The 17,740-nt window shown below is 64.2% G+C and carries 16 protein-coding genes; 10 read left to right on the forward strand and 6 right to left on the reverse strand.

What is annotated here, in order from left to right:
* Nucleotides 1-3: 3 nt before the first annotated feature.
* Nucleotides 4-1,083, reverse strand: coding sequence for a tRNA (uridine(54)-C5)-methyltransferase TrmA (gene trmA, locus GDH07_RS29945; RefSeq protein ID WP_152899665.1), 1,080 nt, complete (start codon nucleotides 1,081-1,083; stop codon nucleotides 4-6).
* On the reverse strand, nucleotides 1,080-2,375 hold the full coding sequence (locus GDH07_RS29950) for an NCS2 family permease (protein ID WP_022641131.1): 1,296 nt from the start codon (nucleotides 2,373-2,375) through the stop codon (nucleotides 1,080-1,082). The genes trmA and GDH07_RS29950 overlap by 4 nt, the downstream gene beginning before the upstream one ends.
* A 207-nt stretch (nucleotides 2,376-2,582) precedes the next feature.
* Between GDH07_RS29950 and GDH07_RS29955 the strand changes: the two genes are divergently transcribed.
* The gene (locus GDH07_RS29955) at nucleotides 2,583-3,032 is read left to right on the forward strand and encodes a DUF4879 domain-containing protein (protein WP_031320571.1); all 450 of its coding nucleotides are present in this window, start codon (nucleotides 2,583-2,585) and stop codon (nucleotides 3,030-3,032) included.
* A gap of 26 nt (nucleotides 3,033-3,058) precedes the next feature.
* Here the strand turns inward: GDH07_RS29955 and GDH07_RS29960 are convergent, their stop codons facing one another.
* Nucleotides 3,059-4,303 carry an MFS transporter gene (locus GDH07_RS29960; RefSeq protein ID WP_031320570.1) on the reverse strand — a complete coding sequence of 415 codons (1,245 nt, stop codon included), beginning with the start codon at nucleotides 4,301-4,303 and terminating at the stop codon, nucleotides 3,059-3,061.
* 513 nt (nucleotides 4,304-4,816) lie between these two features.
* Between GDH07_RS29960 and GDH07_RS29965 the strand changes: the two genes are divergently transcribed.
* The 3 genes from GDH07_RS29965 to GDH07_RS29975 all read left to right on the forward strand — a co-directional run bounded on the left by GDH07_RS29965 (nucleotide 4,817) and on the right by GDH07_RS29975 (nucleotide 7,517).
* The gene (locus GDH07_RS29965) at nucleotides 4,817-6,247 is read left to right on the forward strand and encodes a cytochrome ubiquinol oxidase subunit I (protein WP_022641128.1); all 1,431 of its coding nucleotides are present in this window, start codon (nucleotides 4,817-4,819) and stop codon (nucleotides 6,245-6,247) included.
* Between the two features lie 3 nt (nucleotides 6,248-6,250).
* A complete protein-coding gene (cydB, locus tag GDH07_RS29970) occupies nucleotides 6,251-7,258 on the forward strand; it encodes a cytochrome d ubiquinol oxidase subunit II (RefSeq protein ID WP_022641127.1) in 1,008 nt (335 codons plus the stop codon).
* 91 nt (nucleotides 7,259-7,349) lie between these two features.
* A complete protein-coding gene (locus GDH07_RS29975) occupies nucleotides 7,350-7,517 on the forward strand; it encodes a DUF2474 domain-containing protein (RefSeq protein WP_083456947.1) in 168 nt (55 codons plus the stop codon).
* A gap of 199 nt (nucleotides 7,518-7,716) precedes the next feature.
* On the opposite strand, the gene GDH07_RS29980 is transcribed toward GDH07_RS29975, so the two are convergent.
* Entirely contained in the window at nucleotides 7,717-8,841 is a 1,125-nt protein-coding gene (locus tag GDH07_RS29980; protein ID WP_152899666.1) for a methyltransferase, read from the reverse strand.
* Between the two features lie 219 nt (nucleotides 8,842-9,060).
* Here GDH07_RS29980 and GDH07_RS29985 point away from each other — a divergent pair, with 219 nt between their 5' ends.
* Complete coding sequence (locus GDH07_RS29985) at nucleotides 9,061-9,837, forward strand: ferredoxin--NADP reductase (protein WP_152899667.1); 777 nt, start codon at nucleotides 9,061-9,063, stop codon at nucleotides 9,835-9,837.
* A 54-nt stretch (nucleotides 9,838-9,891) separates the two neighbouring features.
* Here the strand turns inward: GDH07_RS29985 and mscL are convergent, their stop codons facing one another.
* A complete protein-coding gene (gene mscL, locus GDH07_RS29990; protein WP_022641123.1) occupies nucleotides 9,892-10,305 on the reverse strand; it encodes a large-conductance mechanosensitive channel protein MscL in 414 nt (137 codons plus the stop codon).
* A 288-nt stretch (nucleotides 10,306-10,593) separates the two neighbouring features.
* Between mscL and katB the strand changes: the two genes are divergently transcribed.
* The 4 genes from katB (at nucleotide 10,594) to GDH07_RS30010 (ending at nucleotide 15,038) form a co-directional block, all read left to right on the forward strand.
* Complete coding sequence (gene katB / locus GDH07_RS29995) at nucleotides 10,594-12,135, forward strand: catalase KatB (protein WP_152899668.1); 1,542 nt, start codon at nucleotides 10,594-10,596, stop codon at nucleotides 12,133-12,135.
* A gap of 181 nt (nucleotides 12,136-12,316) precedes the next feature.
* Entirely contained in the window at nucleotides 12,317-12,865 is a 549-nt protein-coding gene (locus GDH07_RS30000) for an ankyrin repeat domain-containing protein (protein WP_152899669.1), read from the forward strand.
* Between the two features lie 45 nt (nucleotides 12,866-12,910).
* On the forward strand, nucleotides 12,911-14,278 hold the full coding sequence (gene radA / locus GDH07_RS30005) for a DNA repair protein RadA (protein WP_022641120.1): 1,368 nt from the start codon (nucleotides 12,911-12,913) through the stop codon (nucleotides 14,276-14,278).
* Nucleotides 14,279-14,309: 31 nt separating this feature from the next.
* Nucleotides 14,310-15,038 carry a hypothetical protein gene (locus GDH07_RS30010; protein ID WP_152899670.1) on the forward strand — a complete coding sequence of 243 codons (729 nt, stop codon included), beginning with the start codon at nucleotides 14,310-14,312 and terminating at the stop codon, nucleotides 15,036-15,038.
* Nucleotides 15,039-15,052: 14 nt separating this feature from the next.
* On the opposite strand, the gene GDH07_RS30015 is transcribed toward GDH07_RS30010, so the two are convergent.
* Nucleotides 15,053-15,421 carry a PilZ domain-containing protein gene (locus GDH07_RS30015; protein WP_022641118.1) on the reverse strand — a complete coding sequence of 123 codons (369 nt, stop codon included), beginning with the start codon at nucleotides 15,419-15,421 and terminating at the stop codon, nucleotides 15,053-15,055.
* 252 nt (nucleotides 15,422-15,673) lie between these two features.
* On the opposite strand from GDH07_RS30015, the gene GDH07_RS30020 reads away from it, so the two are divergent.
* Complete coding sequence (locus GDH07_RS30020; protein WP_053134681.1) at nucleotides 15,674-17,740, forward strand: carbon starvation CstA family protein; 2,067 nt, start codon at nucleotides 15,674-15,676, stop codon at nucleotides 17,738-17,740.

Raw genomic sequence — 17,740 nt, forward strand, 5'->3', positions numbered from 1 at the left:
GGATCAGCGCCGGGTCAGCAGGACCCCGGATTCCATGTGGTGGGTCCAGGGGAACTGGTCGAACAGGGCGCAGCGCTCGATGCTGTGAGTGTCGTGCAACTGGGCGATGTTGGCCGCCAGGGTTTCCGGGTTGCAGGAGATGTACAGGATGTTGTCGAAGCGTCGGGTCAGTTCGCAGGTGTCCGGGTCCATGCCGGCCCGTGGCGGGTCGACGAACACGCTGCCGAACTCGTAGCTCTTCAGGTCCACGCCTTGCAGGCGACGGAACGGCCGTACTTCATTGAGCGCTTCGGTCAACTCCTCGGCGGACAGGCGCACCAGGGTGACGTTGTCCACGGCGTTTTCGCTGAGGTTGCTCAGGGCGGCGTTGACCGAGGTCTTGCTGATTTCGGTGGCCAGCACCTTGCGCACCCGGGTGGCCAGGGGCAGGGTGAAGTTGCCGTTGCCGCAGTACAGCTCCAGCAGGTCGTCCTGGCGTTCGCCAAGGGCGGCATAGGCCCAGTCGAGCATCTTCTGGTTCACCGTGCCGTTGGGCTGGGTGAAGGCGCCTTCAGGCTGGCGGTAGCTGAAGCTGCGACCGCCCACTTCCAGGCGTTCCACCACGTAGTCCTGGCCGATCACTTCACGCTTGCCCTTGGAGCGGCCGATCACGCTGACTTTCAGCTCGGCGGCCAACTGGCTCGCGGCCTGGTGCCAGTGCTCGTCCAGCGGGCGGTGGTAGCACAGGGTGATCATCGCATCGCCGGCCAGGGTGGTGAGGAACTCCACCTGGAACAGCTTGTGGCTCAGGGCGTGGCTGGCTTGCCAGGCGGCCTTGAGCTGCGGCATCAACTGGTTGATGCGCTGGCTGGCGATGGGGAACTGCTCGATGAGAATCGGCGTGCGCTTGTCCTCCTGGGAGAACATCGCGTAGTGGCGCTCGCCGGCTTCGCGCCACAGGCGGAACTCGGCGCGCAGACGGAAGTTCTGCAGCGGCGAATCGAAGACCTGGGGCTCGGGCGCGTCGAAGGGCGCCAGCAGGCCACGCAGGCGCGTGACCTTTTCCTGCAACTGGGTGCTGTAGCTTGCGGCGTCGAAAGTCATGCGCTGAACCAACCCAGCTTGGCCACGAACAGGATCGACAGGATCACCAGCGGGGCGTTGAGCTCACGGGCGCGGCCGGTCAGCAGCTTGATCGCGGTCCAGGCAATGAAGCCGAAGGCGATGCCGTTGGCGATGGAGTAGGTGAACGGCATGGCCAGGGCGGTGACCACTACCGGAGCGGCGACGGTGATGTCGTCCCAGTCGATTTCCGCCAGGCCCGAAGTCATCAGCACGGCGACGAACAGCAGCGCCGGTGCGGTGGCAAACGCTGGAACGCTGGCTGCCAGCGGCGAGAAGAACAGAGCCAGCAGGAACATGATCGCCACCACGATGGCGGTCAGGCCGGTGCGCCCGCCGGCGCTCACGCCCGCTGCGGATTCGATGTAGCTGGTGGTGGTGGAAGTGCCCAGCAGGGAGCCGGCCATGGCCGCGGTGCTGTCGGCGATCAGGGCCCGGCCCATCTTCGGCATGTGGCCGTCCTTGCCCATCAGGCCGGCGCGCTTGGCCACGCCGATCAGGGTGCCGGAGTTGTCGAACAGGTCGACGAACAGGAAGGCGAAGATCACGCTCACCAGGCCGATGTCCAGGGCGCCCTTGATGTCCAGCTGCAGGAAGGTCGGGGCCAGGGACGGTGGCATCGAGGTCACGCCGCCGAATGGAGTGACGCCCAGCAGGATGGAGACGACAGTCACCGAGAGGATGCCGATCAGCACCGCACCGCGGACTTTCAGGGCCTCCAGGGCGACGATCATGGCAAAGCCCAGGGTGGCGAGGATCGGCGCAGGTTTCTTCAAGTCGCCCAGGCCGACCATGGTGGCCTGGTTGCTGACCACGATCCCGGCGTTGTGCAGGGCGATCAGCGCCAGGAACAGGCCGATACCGGCGGCGATGGCCGAGCGCAGGGGCAGGGGGATGCTGTTGATGATCCATTCGCGGATCTTGAAGATCGACAGCAGGAAGAACAGCACCGCCGAGATGAACACCGCACCCAGCGCCACTTGCCAGGTATGGCCCATGTGCAGGACCACGGTATAGGTGAAGAAGGCGTTCAGGCCCATGCCTGGTGCCAGGGCGATCGGGTAGTTGGCGATCAGGCCCATGACGGTGGAGCCGATGGCCGCCGCCAGGCAAGTGGCGACGAACACCGCGCCTTTGTCCATGCCGGTCTCGCCGAGGATGCTCGGGTTGACGAAAAGAATGTAGGCCATGGCCAGGAAGGTGGTAACGCCCGCAAGTATCTCGGTGCGCACGTTGGTGTTGTGTGCCTTGAGTTGAAACAGCCTTTCCAGCATGTCTGCTCCCCGTGGCGCCGCCGGGCGCCGTGAATGTATCGACTCCAACAGCAAAGCACAGACTGCCTGATGCGCCTGTGGATTTGCCTTGGGTCGGGAAAAGCCGCGCATCATACCAGCAGCGTGGGTCAATGGCTGCGATCGTCGTCGATGTTTTGCCGGGCGGGCAAGTAGCGCATACTGCGCCCTGATTTCGAGGGGGGATTTATGCGCAGTACAGTGAAAAAGACCGCCTTGGCGCTGCTGGGAACCGCGGCCTGCTGGTTCGCCGCCTCGGCCACGGCCGGTTCTGCCGCGCCCTTGAGCCAGGTGGAAATCCTCAAGGTGCTGTCGTCGTCCTGCGGGCTGGAGGATGTCTCCGACGGTCGTGAGCGGACCCAGTGCGACCACAGCGGGCCGGGCATCAAGGTCTATGTGCTGGAGATCGGCTACGGCCGCGAGCCCTACGTGACCCTGGACGGCTTCGAGGTCGATGGCACCCGGACCCCGGTATGCGAAGACGGCTCCAGCTACGAACCCTGCGCCCCTGGCGGGATCACCGCCGGCTACCTCTATATCTTCGACCTGGCCGACAAGAAGGAAGGCACCTTCCGCTTCAGCAACACTTCGATCAATGCGCCGGGCAACAGCATGAGCGCAGAAATCTACATCAAGTAGGCCGCCGGCGGTCCCGGTTCGGCCAGCTAGCCAGCCCGGGTTTGCTCCATTTGTGGTTCGTGCATCCGGTCACGCTGGGCCAGGGTCGGGAACAGCTTGATCCAGGTCCCGGTCACCAGCAGCGTGCCGACTCCGCCCAGCACCACCGCCGGCACCGTGCCGAACCAGTGGGCAGTGAGCCCGGATTCGAACTCCCCCAGTTGATTCGAGGCGCCGATGAACAGGCCGTTCACCGCGCTGACCCGGCCGCGCATCTCATCCGGGGTTTCCAGCTGCACGAAGGAGGCGCGGATCACCATGCTGATCATGTCCGCCGCCCCCAGCACCACCAGCACGGCCAGGGAGAACCAGAACGAGGTGGACAGGCCGAAGGCGATGGTCGCCACGCCGAACACCCCGACGGCGGTGAACATCACCCGCCCGACCTTGCGCTCGACGCTGAAGCGCGCCAGCCACAGCGACATCAGCAGAGCGCCCACTGCTGGCGCCGAGCGCAGCAGGCCCAGGCCCCAGGGGCCGGTGAGCAGGATGTCCTTGGCGAATACCGGCAACAGCGCGGTGGCGCCGCCGAGCAGTACGGCGAACAGGTCCAGGGAGATGGCGCCGAGGATGTCCGGGCGGCTGCGGATGAAGCGGATGCCCGCCAGCAGCGAGTCCAGGGTGGCCTTGCCCTTGTTCAGGGCGGCCTGGCGGGCTGGCAGGTTGAGCATCAGCAGGCAGGCGATCAGGTACAGCACCACGGTCGGACCGTAGACCCAGACACTGCCGAAGGCGTAGAGCAAGCCGCCCAGGGCCGGGGCGACGATGGTCGCCGATTGCTGGGCCGACTGGGCCGCGGCCACCGCCCGGGGAAACAGTGCGGCGGGCACGATGCTCGGCAGCAGGGCCTGGGTGGTGGGCATCTCGAAGGAACGCGCGGCCCCGAGCAGGAACGCCAGGATGAAGATCAGCTCCCGGCTGACGCTGTCGGTCAGGCTGCCTATGGCCAGGGACAGGGCGATCAACGCTTGCAGCGACTGGCAGATGGCGGCCACGCGGCGCCGGTCGTAGCGGTCGGCTACATGTCCGGTATGCAGCATGAACAGCACCCGTGGGGCGAACTCCACCAGCCCCACCAGGCCCAGGTCCAGGACGTTGCCGGTCAGTTGATAGAGGTTCCAGCCAATGGCCACGGTGAGCATCTGGAAACCGCTGGCGGTGAAGATCCGGGCTATCCAGAAGGCGATGAACGGGCGGTGGTGGCGGAGCAGCAAGGGTTCTGGGCTGGGCATCGGCAGGTAGATCTGAGCGGGGAGGGGGACGAGGTTATCACCAAGATGTAACCAATGGTTGCGGTCCAGGAAAAATCGTTAGCCGCGCATCTATCTCGTTTCTGGCTCCTTTTTTCGATGCGAGGCCCTGTCGCCGCGACCGCAGGTTCCCGGCTGATCGGTCGGTCACCGAAGGCCCTGGGGGCCTTGTCGCAGCTTCGCGGGCTCAGCAGCTGCTACAGGTTCGATGTGGGCTGGAGAAGTGCTGGGAAACCCCGGTTTTGACAAGGTGAGGCAAGCTGTCACGCGGCAAATAACCACAGAGTTGCCCGGCAAATTTAGGACTACTCTTTTAACGTTGATTGATCCAGATCAAGGCCTATTTCGAGGATTGGTGTGGTGGCCGCAAGGCCAGGATCCCTGCGTAGCGATGGTTTAAAAGAACGAATCCGAATTCGCCGCACTCCATATCCGTGGGGGCAGTGGGTGCAGGCCTCTGGCCGGCAGCCGGTATTACCTGACAGAGGAAAGCTTATGTTCGGTTTAGAGGCTCTTGATCTCGCCCGAATCCAGTTCGCATTCACCATCTCGTTCCACATCCTGTTCCCGGCGATCACCATCGGCCTGGCGAGCTACCTGGCGGTACTCGAGGGCCTGTGGCTCAAGACCCACGACGATACCTACCGCGATCTCTACCACTTCTGGTCGAAGATCTTCGCCGTCAACTTCGGCATGGGCGTGGTGTCCGGCCTGGTGATGGCCTATCAGTTCGGCACCAACTGGAGCCGGTTCTCCGACTTCGCCGGTTCGGTCACCGGTCCGTTGCTGACCTACGAGGTGCTCACCGCATTCTTCCTGGAGGCCGGTTTCCTCGGGGTGATGCTGTTCGGCTGGAACAAGGTCGGGCGCAAGCTGCACTTCTTCTCCACGGTGATGGTGGCCATCGGTACCCTGATCTCGACCTTCTGGATCCTCTCGTCCAACAGCTGGATGCAGACTCCTCAGGGCTATGAAATCGTCAACGGCCAGGTGATCCCGGTGGATTGGCTGGCAGTGATCTTCAACCCGTCCTTCCCCTATCGCCTGGCGCACATGGCGGTAGCCGCGTTCGTGGCCACGGCGTTCTTCGTCGGCTCGTCGGCGGCCTGGCACCTGCTGCGCGGGCGGGACAACCCGGCGATCCGGCGCATGCTTTCCATGGCCATGTGGATGGCCCTGATCGTGGCCCCGGTGCAGGCAGTGATCGGTGACTTCCACGGTCTCAACACCCTCAAGCACCAGCCGGCGAAGATCGCCGCCATCGAAGGCCACTGGGAGAACGTCGGTAACGAGCCGACTCCGCTGATCCTCTTCGGCTGGCCGGACATGAAGGCCGAGAAAACCAAGTTCGCCGTGGAAATCCCCTACCTGGGCAGCCTGATCCTCACCCACTCCCTGGACAAGCAGGTGCCGGCGCTCAAGGAGTTCCCGCCCGAGGACCGGCCCAACTCGACCATCGTCTTCTGGTCGTTCCGGATCATGGTCGGCCTGGGCATGCTGATGATCTTCACCGGCCTGTGGAGCCTCTGGCTGCGCAAGCGGGACAGCCTCTACACCTCGCGGCCGTTCCTGTACCTGGCGTTGTGGATGGGGCCGTCCGGGCTGATCGCGATCCTCGCGGGCTGGTTCACCACCGAGATCGGTCGCCAGCCCTGGGTGGTCTACGGCCTGATGCGCACCGCCGATGCTTCTTCCGGGCATAGCCTGGTGCAGATGAGCATCACCCTGGCGTTGTTCGTGGTGGTGTACTTCGCGCTGTTCGGCGTGGGCATCGGCTACATGATGCGCCTGGTGCGCAAGGGACCGGTGACCAACGAAGGCGCCGAGACCAGCCATGGTGGCCCCGGCCGCAAACGCACGCCGGCCCGTCCGCTTTCCGCGGCCGACGATGACGACCACAGCACCAGCCTGAACAAGGGGAATTGAGTCATGGGTATCGATCTTCCGCTGCTCTGGGCCGTGATTATCATCTTCGGCATCATGATGTACGTGGTCATGGACGGGTTCGACCTCGGGATCGGGATTCTCTTCCCGTTCGTCAAGGACAGCCGCGACCGTGACGTAATGATGAACACCGTCGCCCCGGTCTGGGACGGCAACGAGACCTGGCTGGTACTGGGCGGGGCGGCGCTGTTCGGCGCCTTCCCGCTGGCCTACTCGGTGGTGCTTTCGGCGCTGTACATGCCGCTGATCCTGATGCTCGTGGGGCTGATCTTCCGTGGCGTGGCCTTCGAGTTCCGCTTCAAGGCCAAGGAAGCCAAGCGCCATATCTGGGACAAGGCCTTCATCGGCGGTTCCGCTGCGGCCACCTTCTTCCAGGGCGTGGCCCTGGGGGCCTTCATCGATGGCCTGCCGGTGGTCAACCGCCAGTTCGCCGGCGGCTCGATGGACTGGCTGACGCCCTTCACCCTGTTCTGCGGCCTGGCGCTGGTGGTGGCCTATGCCTTGCTCGGTTGCACCTGGCTGATCATGAAGACCGAAGGCAAGCTGCAGTTGCAGATGCATGACCTGGCGCGGCCCCTGGCCTTCGTCCTGCTGGCGGTGATCGGCGTGGTCAGTATCTGGACGCCCCTGGCCCATGCCGAGATCGCCGCGCGCTGGTTCACCCTGCCGAACCTGTTCTGGTTCCTGCCAGTGCCGATCCTGGTGCTGGTGACCCTGTACGGACTGCTCCGGGCCGTGGCGCGCAACGCTCACTACACGCCGTTCCTTTTGACCCTGGTACTGATCTTCCTCGGCTACAGCGGCCTGGGCATCAGCCTGTGGCCGAACATCGTGCCGCCGTCGATCTCCATCTGGGACGCCGCCGCACCGCCGCAGAGCCAGGGCTTCATGCTGGTGGGCACCTTGTTCATCATTCCGTTCATCCTGGGATACACCTTCTGGAGCTACTACGTGTTCCGCGGCAAGGTCACCCATGAGGACGGCTACCACTAGTCAGGCCTCGCTCCTCGAGAGGAGCGCAGCCTGCTCGCGACGGCGCCCTTGCAGGCGCCATCGCCCCCCCTTGCGAAAGGAGCATTCGATGATGGCTGGTAAACATTCATTGCAGGAAATCGAGCAGGCGGAAAAGAAGCCGCTCTGGCAGCGCCTGGGCTGGCTGGCCATGATCTGGGGCGGTAGCGTCCTGGCCCTGTTCCTGGTGGCCAGCCTGATGCGCATGTTCATGAATGCCGCGGGCCTGACCACACACTGATCTTCATCACCGCTCATCCCATCCCGTGTCGTGCGGCGCGGTTTATAACCCTCCATTGGAGGGTTTTTTTTGACCTGGGCTTGCTACGTCTTTTCTTTGCAGGTGCAGCCGGTGGGCTCGTGATGAGCGACAACGCGGTACTTGGCATTTCGCGGGGGACTCACCGCGAGCAAGCTTGCGCCTACGGGGCAGGGTGGGGTTACTTGCGGGCCTTGAGGATGACGAACTTGGGCGTCGCCGCCACCTGCTCAACACCGCGGAACAGGCGGGCCAGCTTGCTGTGATAACCCAGGTGGCGGTTGCCGACGATATACAGCGCACCGCCCACCACCAGGGCTTCCCGGGCCTGCTGGAACATGCGCCAGGCGAGGAAGTCGCCCACCACCTGCTGCTGGTGGAACGGTGGGTTGCACAGCACCACGTCCAGGGATTGCGGCTCCTGGCCGGCCAGGCCGTCGCCGGGGCGGATCACGGCTTCGCGCTCGCCAAGCAGCGCCTGCCAGTTTTCCCGGGCCGACTGCACCGCCATGAACGACTCGTCCACCAGGGTGTAGCAGGCCTGTGGATTGTCCAGGGCGCTGGCGATGGCCAGGATACCGTTGCCGCAGCCCAGATCCGCGATCCGGGCATTGCCGAGGTTCTGCGGCAGGTGCGGGAGGAAGGCGCGGGTACCGATATCCAGGCCTTCGCGGCAGAACACGTTGGCGTGGTTGAGCAGCTCGACAGCAGGCTTGTCCAGGCGATAGCGGGTCGGGTAGGGCGAGGCCAACGGCGGCCTGGCCTCGGCGGTGGCGATCAGCAGGCGGGCTTTCTTCACCGCCAGCGACGCCTGGACCGGGCCGATGTAGCGCTCCAGCAGGTCGCCGGCGGCTCGGGGCAGATGCTTGACCATGGCCGCGGCCACCACTTGGGCCCCGGGAGCCAGCTGGCCTTGCAGGCGGATCAGTTGCTCCTCCAGCAGGGCCAGGGTTTTGGGGACACGGACCAGCACCCGGTCGAAGGGACCCACCAGTGGTTCGCTGGCCGGCAGCACCTGCACGGCATCGAAGGGCAGGCCATTGCGTGCCAGGTTCTTTTCCAGGGCCAGGGCGCCGAGGTAGGAGTCGCCGCTGCTGGTGACCCGGACCTTGCCCAGCAGGCTCGCGGCCAGGGCCCCGAAGCTGTCGTTGAGCACCAGGACCCGGGTCTCGCTGCCCGGTTGCTGTTCGGCCAGGTGGCTGAGCAGGTACTCGTCCGCGGCGTCGAAGGCTTGCAGCGGCTCGTTCTGCTGTTCGGGCTGGCGGATCAGGTCGAGCTGGGCGAAGGGGCTGGCAAGCAGGGGCATGGGCGGACTCTAGGTAATAGGTGGGCCTGTCGGCGCGGGACCGTGGCGGACAGGAGCCTTGGGGCAGCGCTGTTGCAACGCGCGGGCGGGCTTGTGCAAATGCGGCGATTTTACGTTTTTTCGCCGGGGATTGCCCGCCGTCTATGCCACTACAAACCACCGGTGTTTGTGCACGACGCTTTGCGGGACACTAGGAGCATCGGTTTTGTGGAGTTCGTCATGACTGCCAGTGAAGAAAAGTACACCCGCCAGACCCTGCTCGATGTCCAGCCGCTGACCCCCAGCCTGTTCACCCTGCGCACCACCCGGGACCCGGGCTTTCGCTTCCGTTCCGGCCAGTTCGCCCGCCTCGGGGTGATCCGGGCCGACGGCAGTACGGTGTGGCGTGCCTATTCCATGGTGTCTTCGCCGTTCGACGAGTTCCTCGAGTTCTTTTCCATCGTCGTGCCCGACGGCGAGTTCACCAGCGAGTTGAGCCGCCTGCGTGAAGGCGACAGCCTGCTGGTGGATCGCCAGGCCTTCGGTTACCTGACCCTGGACCGTTTCGTCGATGGGCGCGACCTCTGGTTGTTATCCACAGGTACCGGCATTGCGCCATTTCTGTCGATCCTCCAGGACTTCGAGGTGTGGGAGAGATTCGAGCGCATCATCCTGGTCTACAGCGTGCGCGAGGCCAGGGAACTGGCCTACCAGCAATTGCTCGCCGAGTTGCCCCAGCGTGAATACCTGGCCGAAGTTGCCCACAAGCTGCAGTTCATTAGCACCGTTACCCGCGAACAGCATCCGGGCAGCCTCGACGGGCGCATTACCCAGCTGATCGAGAACGGTGAGTTGGAGCGTGCGGCGGGTCTGGAACTGAGTCCTGAACACTCCCGGGTGATGCTCTGCGGCAACCCACAGATGATCGACGACACCCGGGCCCTGCTCAAGCAGCGGGGCCTGAACCTGAGCCTGAGCCGACGCCCGGGACAGGTGGCAGTGGAAACCTATTGGTAGGGGAAAAGCCCCGTGGCCGCTGCTTCGCGCGGCCACGGGTCGCTACGGCGTGCCTCAGGACTTGTCGTTCTGGGCCTTGAGCAGGTCGCGGATCTCGGTCAGCAGCACTTCTTCCTTGGTCGGAACTGGCGGCTCCGCTGGTGCCACGGCTTCTTCGCGCTTGAGACGGTTGATCACCTTCACGCCCATGAAGATGGCGAAGGCGATGATGATGAAGTCGATGATGCTCTGGATGAACTTGCCATAGGCCAGGACCACCGCTGGCGTGTCGCCCACGGCCGCCTTGAGGGTGATGGCCAGGTCGGCGAAATCCACGCCGCCGATCAGCATGCCGATTGGCGGCATGACCACGTCACCGACGAAAGACGAGACGATCTTGCCGAATGCGGCGCCGATGATGATACCGACGGCCATGTCGACCACATTACCTTTGACCGCGAAGGCCTTGAACTCACTTAACACGCCCATAGGTTATTTCCTTGTTGCAGATGAGGTTGGTTAAAGCAGTGTAAGTCAGCAAAAAGCATTTTGCCGACTCAACTTTCTACAGCTCGCGGCGTATGACCGATATATCGGCGAAGAGTTTAATCAAAGTGCCATCATTTTTCGCGCGCGATATACCTCGTCATTGCCGCTATAACCACAACATTCTGTCAATCAAGCGCTTGCGGGCTTTCTATTTAGCTTTCAAATGTTTAGCCACTAGCCTCTAGCAGGCGTATCGAGATACGCCTTATATAACTAGAGGAATCCGACATGACTGTTTCCATTGGCCTGGGGAATCTTTCCCCGCGTGGCGTACTGGGCGTGCTCGCCGCCAGTATGCTGTCCCTTTCCGTACAGGCCGCCACACTGACCCGCGACAACGGCGCGGCGGTAGGCGACAACCAGAACTCGCAGACCGCAGGCGCCACTGGACCGGTGTTGCTGCAGGATGTGCAACTGATCCAGAAGCTCCAGCGTTTCGACCGCGAGCGTATTCCAGAGCGGGTGGTGCATGCGCGCGGCACCGGCGCCCACGGCACCTTCACCGTCACCGACAACCTCACCGACCTGACCCGGGCCAAGGTTTTCGCCGCTGGCGAGGTGACCCCGGTATTCGTGCGTTTCTCGGCGGTGGTGCATGGCAACCATTCCCCTGAAACCCTGCGCGATCCTCGGGGTTTCGCCACCAAGTTCTACACCGCGGACGGCAATTGGGACCTGGTGGGCAACAACTTCCCGACCTTTTTCATCCGTGACGCGATCAAGTTCCCGGACATGGTCCATGCCTTCAAGCCCGACCCGCGTACCAACCTGGACGATGATTCGCGGCGTTTCGATTTCTTCTCCCATGTTCCCGAAGCCACCCGCACTTTGACCGAGCTGTATTCCAACTCCGGGACCCCGGCCAGTTATCGGGAAATGGACGGGAATGGCGTGCACGCCTACAAGTTGATCAACGCCAAGGGCGAAGTGCACTACGTGAAGTTCCACTGGAAGAGTTTGCAGGGTGTGAAGAATCTCGATCCGCAACAAGTGGTCGAGGTCCAGGGGCGCGATTACAGCCATATGACCCATGACTTGGTATCCCACATTAATAAAGGGGACTTTCCCAAGTGGGACTTGTATGTCCAGGTATTGAAGCCCGAAGACCTGGCCAAGTTCGAGTTCGATCCGCTGGACGCCACCAAGATCTGGCCCGGCATTCCCGAGCGCAAGGTCGGGCAGATGGTGTTGAACCGCAATCCGGGCAATGTCTTCCAGGAAACCGAGCAGGTGGCCATGGCTCCGGCCAACCTGGTGCCGGGTATCGAGCCCTCCGAGGACCGCCTGCTGCAAGGCCGGGTGTTCTCCTATGCCGATACCCAGATGTACCGCCTGGGGGCCAACGCCCTGCAACTGCCGATCAATGCGCCGAAGGTTGCGGTGAACAATGGCAACCAGGATGGCGCCATGAACCAGGGGCACACCCAGAGCGGGGTCAACTACCAGCCGAGCCGGCTTGAGCCACGCGAGGAGCCCGCGGCGGCGCGCTACAGCCAGCAGGTGCTGGCGGGCAGCACCCAGCAGGCGAAGATCCAGCGTGAGCAGAACTTCAAGCAGGCCGGCGACCTGTACCGCTCCTACAGCAAGAAGGAGCGCCAGGACCTGATCGAGAGCTTCGGCCAGTCCCTGGCCGACACTGACGACCAGAGCAAGCACATCATGCTGTCGTTCCTCTACAAGGCCGACCCCGAGTACGGCGCTGGCGTGGCCAAGGTGGCCAAGGGCGACCTGGCCCGGGTCAAGGCCCTGGCCGCCAAACTGGCGGATTGACCTCGACCCGCGTCACGCTCTCGGGCGTGACGCACCTTTCTTTGTAGGAGCGAGGCTTGCCCGCGATGGGCCGCACAGCGGCCCCAATACCGATTCTGCCTGGAGCCCTGTTTCCCGGGCTGGAGGCATCGGTGGCAAGCCTCGCGCTTACGGAGTTTCTTGAAACAAGGGGAGTCGCACCATGCGCCTGTTCATTTCACTGCTGCTGGCCGTCTGCTCCCTGGGGGCTTATGCGGAGCAAGCGGGCGTTGCCGACCCGGTTGCGGTCAAGGCCCAGCTGGCCAACTACTATTTCGATGCCGCCCGCCGCGGCGATATCGAGATCCTCGACACCTTCATCGAGGCTGGCTACGCCCTCGATACCCGCGACGAAAAGGGCTATACCGCGTTGATCCTGGCCGCCTATCACGGCCACGGGGCGGCGGTGGAGCACCTGCTGGCCGCCGGCGCCAATGCTTGCGCCCAGGATGAGCGCGGTAATACCGCGTTGATGGGGGCGATCTTCAAGGGCGAGGTACGGATAGCCCGGCGCCTGATAGCGGCCGATTGCAGCCCTGACCAGCACAATGCCGCTGGCCAGACTGCGGCCATGTACGCCGGCCTGTTCAAGCGTACCGAGTTGCTCCAGGCCCTGGCGGCCAAGGGCGCCGATCTTGAGGCCGAGGACCCGCTGGGCAATAGCGCCACGCGCCTGGCCAGCGGGCAGATCCGCACCGCCGCGCCGCGCTGATCGGCGCCAGCTGAGCTATCATCGCGGTTTTTGCCGGGGGTTCAGATGGCCAAGGCCAAGCGCATGTACGGCTGCACCGAGTGCGGCTCCACCTTTCCCAAATGGGCCGGGCAATGCGGTGAATGCGGCGCCTGGAACACCCTGGTCGAGACCATGATCGAAAGCGGCGGTGCCGCGGCGCCCGCCGGGCGTACCGGCTGGGCCGGGCAGCAGGCGCAGATCAAGACCCTGGCCGAGGTCAGCGTCGAGGAGATCCCGCGTTTCTCCACCGCTTCCGGCGAGCTCGACCGGGTGCTCGGCGGCGGCCTGGTGGACGGCTCGGTGGTGCTGATCGGCGGTGATCCGGGGATCGGCAAGTCGACCATCCTGCTGCAGACCTTGTGCAACATCGCCACGCGCATGCCGGCGTTGTACGTCACCGGCGAGGAGTCCCAGCAGCAGGTAGCGATGCGCGCCCGTCGCTTGGGCCTGCCCCAGGACCAACTGCGGGTAATGACCGAGACCTGTATCGAGACCATCATCGCCACGGCCCGGGTAGAGAAGCCCAAGGTCATGGTGATCGACTCCATCCAGACCATCTTCACCGAACAACTGCAATCGGCCCCAGGCGGTGTGTCCCAGGTTCGCGAGAGCGCCGCCTTGCTGGTGCGCTACGCCAAGCAGAGCGGCACGGCGATCTTCCTGGTCGGCCACGTGACCAAGGAAGGCGCCCTGGCCGGCCCGCGGGTACTGGAGCACATGGTGGACACCGTGCTGTATTTCGAGGGTGAGTCCGATGGTCGCCTGCGCCTGCTACGGGCGGTGAAGAATCGCTTCGGCGCGGTCAACGAGCTTGGCGTGTTCGGCATGACCGACCGTGGGCTGAAGGAGGTCTCCAACCCGTCGGCGATCTTCCTCACCCGGGCCCAGGAGGAAGTGCCGGGCAGCGTGGTCATGGCCACCTGGGAAGGCACCCGGCCGATGCTGGTGGAGGTCCAGGCGCTGGTGGATGACAGCCACCTGGCCAACCCGCGCCGGGTCACCCTGGGCCTGGATCAGAACCGCTTGTCCATGCTGCTGGCGGTCCTGCACCGCCACGGCGGCATCCCGACCCACGACCAGGATGTGTTCCTCAACGTGGTGGGTGGGGTCAAGGTGCTGGAGACCGCCTCCGACCTGGCGTTGATGGCGGCGGTGATGTCGAGCCTGCGCAACCGGCCGTTGCCCCATGACCTGCTGGTGTTCGGCGAGGTTGGCCTGTCCGGCGAGGTGCGCCCGGTGCCCAGTGGCCAGGAACGCTTGAAGGAAGCGGCCAAGCATGGCTTCAAGCGGGCCATCGTGCCCAAGGGCAACGCGCCGAAGGAGCCGCCGGCAGGGCTGAAGATCATCGCCGTGACCCGCCTGGAGCAGGCACTGGATGCACTTTTCGAATAACTCGGGCTGTTACTGAAGGGACGCACACGACATGGGCATGACAAACATGAAGGACTGGTTGCTGGGGATCGGCTTGCTCTGTGGCTGCAGCCTGGCCCTGGCGCAGCAGGCCGAGGCGCCGCCGGGCTACTGGATCGCGCAACAACTGCCGGTGGGGGATGGCACGACGCTGCAGGTGCTGGAAGACCAACGCATCACCCGGGAGGTCCATGACGAAAACTGGGGCAGCGGCATGGACGCGGACAATCTACCAGAGGCCGCGGACGGCCAGCCGGCGGAGCCGTTGGAAGCCCAGGCGCGCCTGGTCTCGGACAGTGGCCAGGTGCTGGCGCAGCGGGCCCTGGGTTATCCCCTGGCCAATGTGAAGAAGGCCCCGCTCAGCGGCCTGCCATCGCCGACCTTCTTTTTGTCCATCGACCAGACCGCCCCCCTGGGCAGCTACAGCGGTCCGCTCACCGAGGTGCTGGTGCCGGCGCAGAACCGCCTGGACCCGGTGCCATGCCAGGACGAGACCGGCGAGAAACGGCCGCTGATGTTCAGCCATACCGGCAAGGCGGCCTGGCAGATAGTGCCCGCCAGCGGGGGCGGGACCGAAACCATCCAGCAGGTGTCGTCGGCCTCGACCATGGTGGACGATGAGTTCATCACCACCTATCGCACCTTCCGTTATATCGATGGACAGTGGACGGCGGTTTCCCGACAACAGCCGGGCTACTGGGACATGGAGCACGATTTCCCCGAGCCCGCGCTGTTTCCCTGACTCGCTGCGGCAGGTCAGATATCGATCAGCGCGCCCAGCTCCCGCTCCAGCTCCTCGGGGTCGCCCAGGTTCAGCTCGATCAGGCGCCGCAGGTGCTCGATGGACTCCAGGCCGATATGCAGGCAGACGAAACCCAGCTGGCCGTTGTTGTCATGGGCCAATTGCACATCCATGCGCACATCGGCGTCCTGGCCCAGGTGGATATCGGCTTCGAAGGGGCGCTTGGGATCTCCCAGCCAGGGGGCGGGGCGCTCGATCAGCAAGCCCTTGAGGGACAGGTCCAGCAGTTGCACCGGCCAGCGGTGGGTGCCCTGGCTGAGTTCGGTCTTGGCATCGAAGGCGATACGTTTGAAGCGTCGGCGGTCGTCGTGTTGCTCGCTCATGGACTGGCCCTCTGCGTGGTGCACTGACTATAGACCCCGGCACCGGCCCGCCGCTACAACCCATGTCGCGCCTTGCGAAGCAGTCGCCGTAAACGCTGCCCGGGAGACATTCGCCGCCCGCGCGAAGCAGGCCCGCGAAGCTGCCACGGTGCGGGAAAGAATGCTCTAGACCAACGTGGGGGCTGGCCTTTGGGTGGAGTAGCGCTACACTCGCAAGCGCTATCTTTCTGTCCACCTGGCTGGAATATAAAAATGAAAAACAATAATAGCCCGCTACGCCACCTGCCCTGGCTGGTGCTGGCAATCGTAGGAGCATGCGCCCTTGGCGTAGTTGCATTGCGTCGAGGGGAGGCGATCAACGCCTTGTGGATCGTGGTCGCGGCAGTGGCCATCTACCTGGTGGCGTACCGGTACTACAGCCTGTTCATCGCCAACAACGTGATGCAGCTGGATTCGACCCGCGCCACCCCCGCCGTACTCAACAATGACGGTCTGGACTATGTGCCGACCAACAAACACATCCTGTTCGGCCACCACTTCGCGGCCATCGCTGGTGCAGGTCCCCTGGTGGGCCCGGTCCTGGCGGCGCAGATGGGCTACCTGCCCGGTACCCTGTGGCTGATCGCCGGCGTGGTCCTGGCCGGCGCGGTACAGGACTTCATGGTGTTGTTCCTGTCCACCCGGCGTAACGGCCGCTCCCTGGGTGACATGGTCCGCGAGGAGATGGGGCGCATTCCCGGGACCATCGCCCTGTTCGGCTGCTTCCTGATCATGATCATCATCCTCGCGGTGCTGGCGCTGATCGTGGTCAAGGCCCTGGCCGAGAGCCCATGGGGCATCTTCACGGTGATGGCGACCATCCCGATCGCGGTGTTCATGGGCGTGTACATGCGCTACATCCGCCCGGGCCGCATCGGCGAGATCTCGCTGATCGGCGTGATCCTGTTGCTCGCTTCCATCTGGCTGGGTGGCCAGGTGGCGGCCGATCCAGTCTGGAGCAAGATGTTCACCTTCACCGGCGTGCAGATCACCTGGATGCTGATCGGCTACGGTTTCGTCGCTGCGGTGCTGCCGGTCTGGCTGATCCTGGCGCCACGGGACTACCTGTCGACCTTCCTCAAGATCGGCACCATCATCGCCCTGGCGATCGGCATCCTGATCACCATGCCCGAACTGAAGATGCCGGCCCTGACCCAGTTCACCGACGGCACCGGCCCGGTGTGGAAAGGCGGCCTGTTCCCGTTCCTGTTCATCACCATCGCCTGTGGCGCGGTATCCGGCTTCCATGCGCTGATCTCCTCGGGGACCACGCCCAAGCTGCTGGATAACGAAACCAACGCTCGCTACATTGGCTACGGCGGCATGCTCATGGAGTCCTTCGTGGCGATCATGGCCATGGTCGCGGCCTCGGTGATCGAGCCTGGCGTGTACTTCGCCATGAACAGCCCGGCGGCCATCGTCGGTGGTGACGTGGTCGCGGTCGCCCAGACCGTCAGCAGCTGGGGCTTCGTCATCAGCCCCGAGCAACTGCAGGCAGTGGCCAAGGACATCGGCGAGAACACCATCCTGGCCCGTGCCGGTGGTGCCCCGACCCTGGCGGTGGGGATCGCGCAGATCCTCCATCACGTGCTGCCGGGCGAGAACACCATGGCGTTCTGGTACCACTTCGCGATCCTGTTCGAAGCGCTGTTCATCCTTACCGCAGTGGATGCCGGTACCCGGGCCGGGCGCTTCATGCTCCAGGACCTGCTGGGCTCCTTCGTTCCCGCGCTCAAGCGCACCGAATCCTGGGGCGCCAACCTGATCGCCACCGCCGGCTGCGTGGCCCTCTGGGGCTACCTGCTGTACCAGGGCGTGATCGATCCGCTGGGTGGCATCAACACCCTGTGGCCGCTGTTCGGCATCTCCAACCAGATGCTGGCCGGTATCGCCCTGATGCTCGGCACCGTGATCCTGATCAAGATGAAGCGCCAGCGCTACATCTGGGTCACCCTGCTGCCGGCTGTGTGGCTGCTGATCTGCACCACCACCGCGGGCTTCATCAAGCTGTTCGACGCCAACCCGGCGATCGGCTTCCTGTCTCTGGCCAAGAAGTACAGCGATGCCCTGGCCAACGGCCAGATCCTCGCCCCGGCCAAGGACATCACGCAGATGCAGCACGTGATCTTCAACGCCTATACCAACGCGGCCCTGACCGGCCTGTTCCTGCTGGTGGTATTCAGTGTCCTGTTCTACGCGCTCAAGGTCGGTGTCGCCGCCTGGGGCAGCAAGGAGCGCACGGACAAGGAATCGCCATACCAAGCGGTACCGGACGCCTGA

It is taken from the genome of Pseudomonas piscis, assembly GCF_009380155.1.
GTDB lineage: Bacteria > Pseudomonadota > Gammaproteobacteria > Pseudomonadales > Pseudomonadaceae > Aquipseudomonas > Aquipseudomonas piscis.

Coding starts and splice junctions, on each gene's coding strand:
- cydB (WP_022641127.1), top strand. CDS start 6,251: ATGGGTATCGATCTTCCGCTGCTCTGGGCCGTGATTATCATCTTCGGC.
- katB (WP_152899668.1), top strand. CDS start 10,594: ATGACTGTTTCCATTGGCCTGGGGAATCTTTCCCCGCGTGGCGTACTG.
- GDH07_RS29950 (WP_022641131.1), bottom strand. CDS start 2,375: ATGCTGGAAAGGCTGTTTCAACTCAAGGCACACAACACCAACGTGCGC.
- GDH07_RS29960 (WP_031320570.1), bottom strand. CDS start 4,303: ATGCCCAGCCCAGAACCCTTGCTGCTCCGCCACCACCGCCCGTTCATC.
- trmA (WP_152899665.1), bottom strand. CDS start 1,083: ATGACTTTCGACGCCGCAAGCTACAGCACCCAGTTGCAGGAAAAGGTC.
- GDH07_RS29955 (WP_031320571.1), top strand. CDS start 2,583: ATGCGCAGTACAGTGAAAAAGACCGCCTTGGCGCTGCTGGGAACCGCG.
- GDH07_RS30000 (WP_152899669.1), top strand. CDS start 12,317: ATGCGCCTGTTCATTTCACTGCTGCTGGCCGTCTGCTCCCTGGGGGCT.
- GDH07_RS30010 (WP_152899670.1), top strand. CDS start 14,310: ATGGGCATGACAAACATGAAGGACTGGTTGCTGGGGATCGGCTTGCTC.
- GDH07_RS29975 (WP_083456947.1), top strand. CDS start 7,350: ATGGCTGGTAAACATTCATTGCAGGAAATCGAGCAGGCGGAAAAGAAG.
- radA (WP_022641120.1), top strand. CDS start 12,911: ATGGCCAAGGCCAAGCGCATGTACGGCTGCACCGAGTGCGGCTCCACC.
- GDH07_RS30020 (WP_053134681.1), top strand. CDS start 15,674: ATGAAAAACAATAATAGCCCGCTACGCCACCTGCCCTGGCTGGTGCTG.
- GDH07_RS29965 (WP_022641128.1), top strand. CDS start 4,817: ATGTTCGGTTTAGAGGCTCTTGATCTCGCCCGAATCCAGTTCGCATTC.
- GDH07_RS29985 (WP_152899667.1), top strand. CDS start 9,061: ATGACTGCCAGTGAAGAAAAGTACACCCGCCAGACCCTGCTCGATGTC.
- GDH07_RS30015 (WP_022641118.1), bottom strand. CDS start 15,421: ATGAGCGAGCAACACGACGACCGCCGACGCTTCAAACGTATCGCCTTC.
- GDH07_RS29980 (WP_152899666.1), bottom strand. CDS start 8,841: ATGCCCCTGCTTGCCAGCCCCTTCGCCCAGCTCGACCTGATCCGCCAG.
- mscL (WP_022641123.1), bottom strand. CDS start 10,305: ATGGGCGTGTTAAGTGAGTTCAAGGCCTTCGCGGTCAAAGGTAATGTG.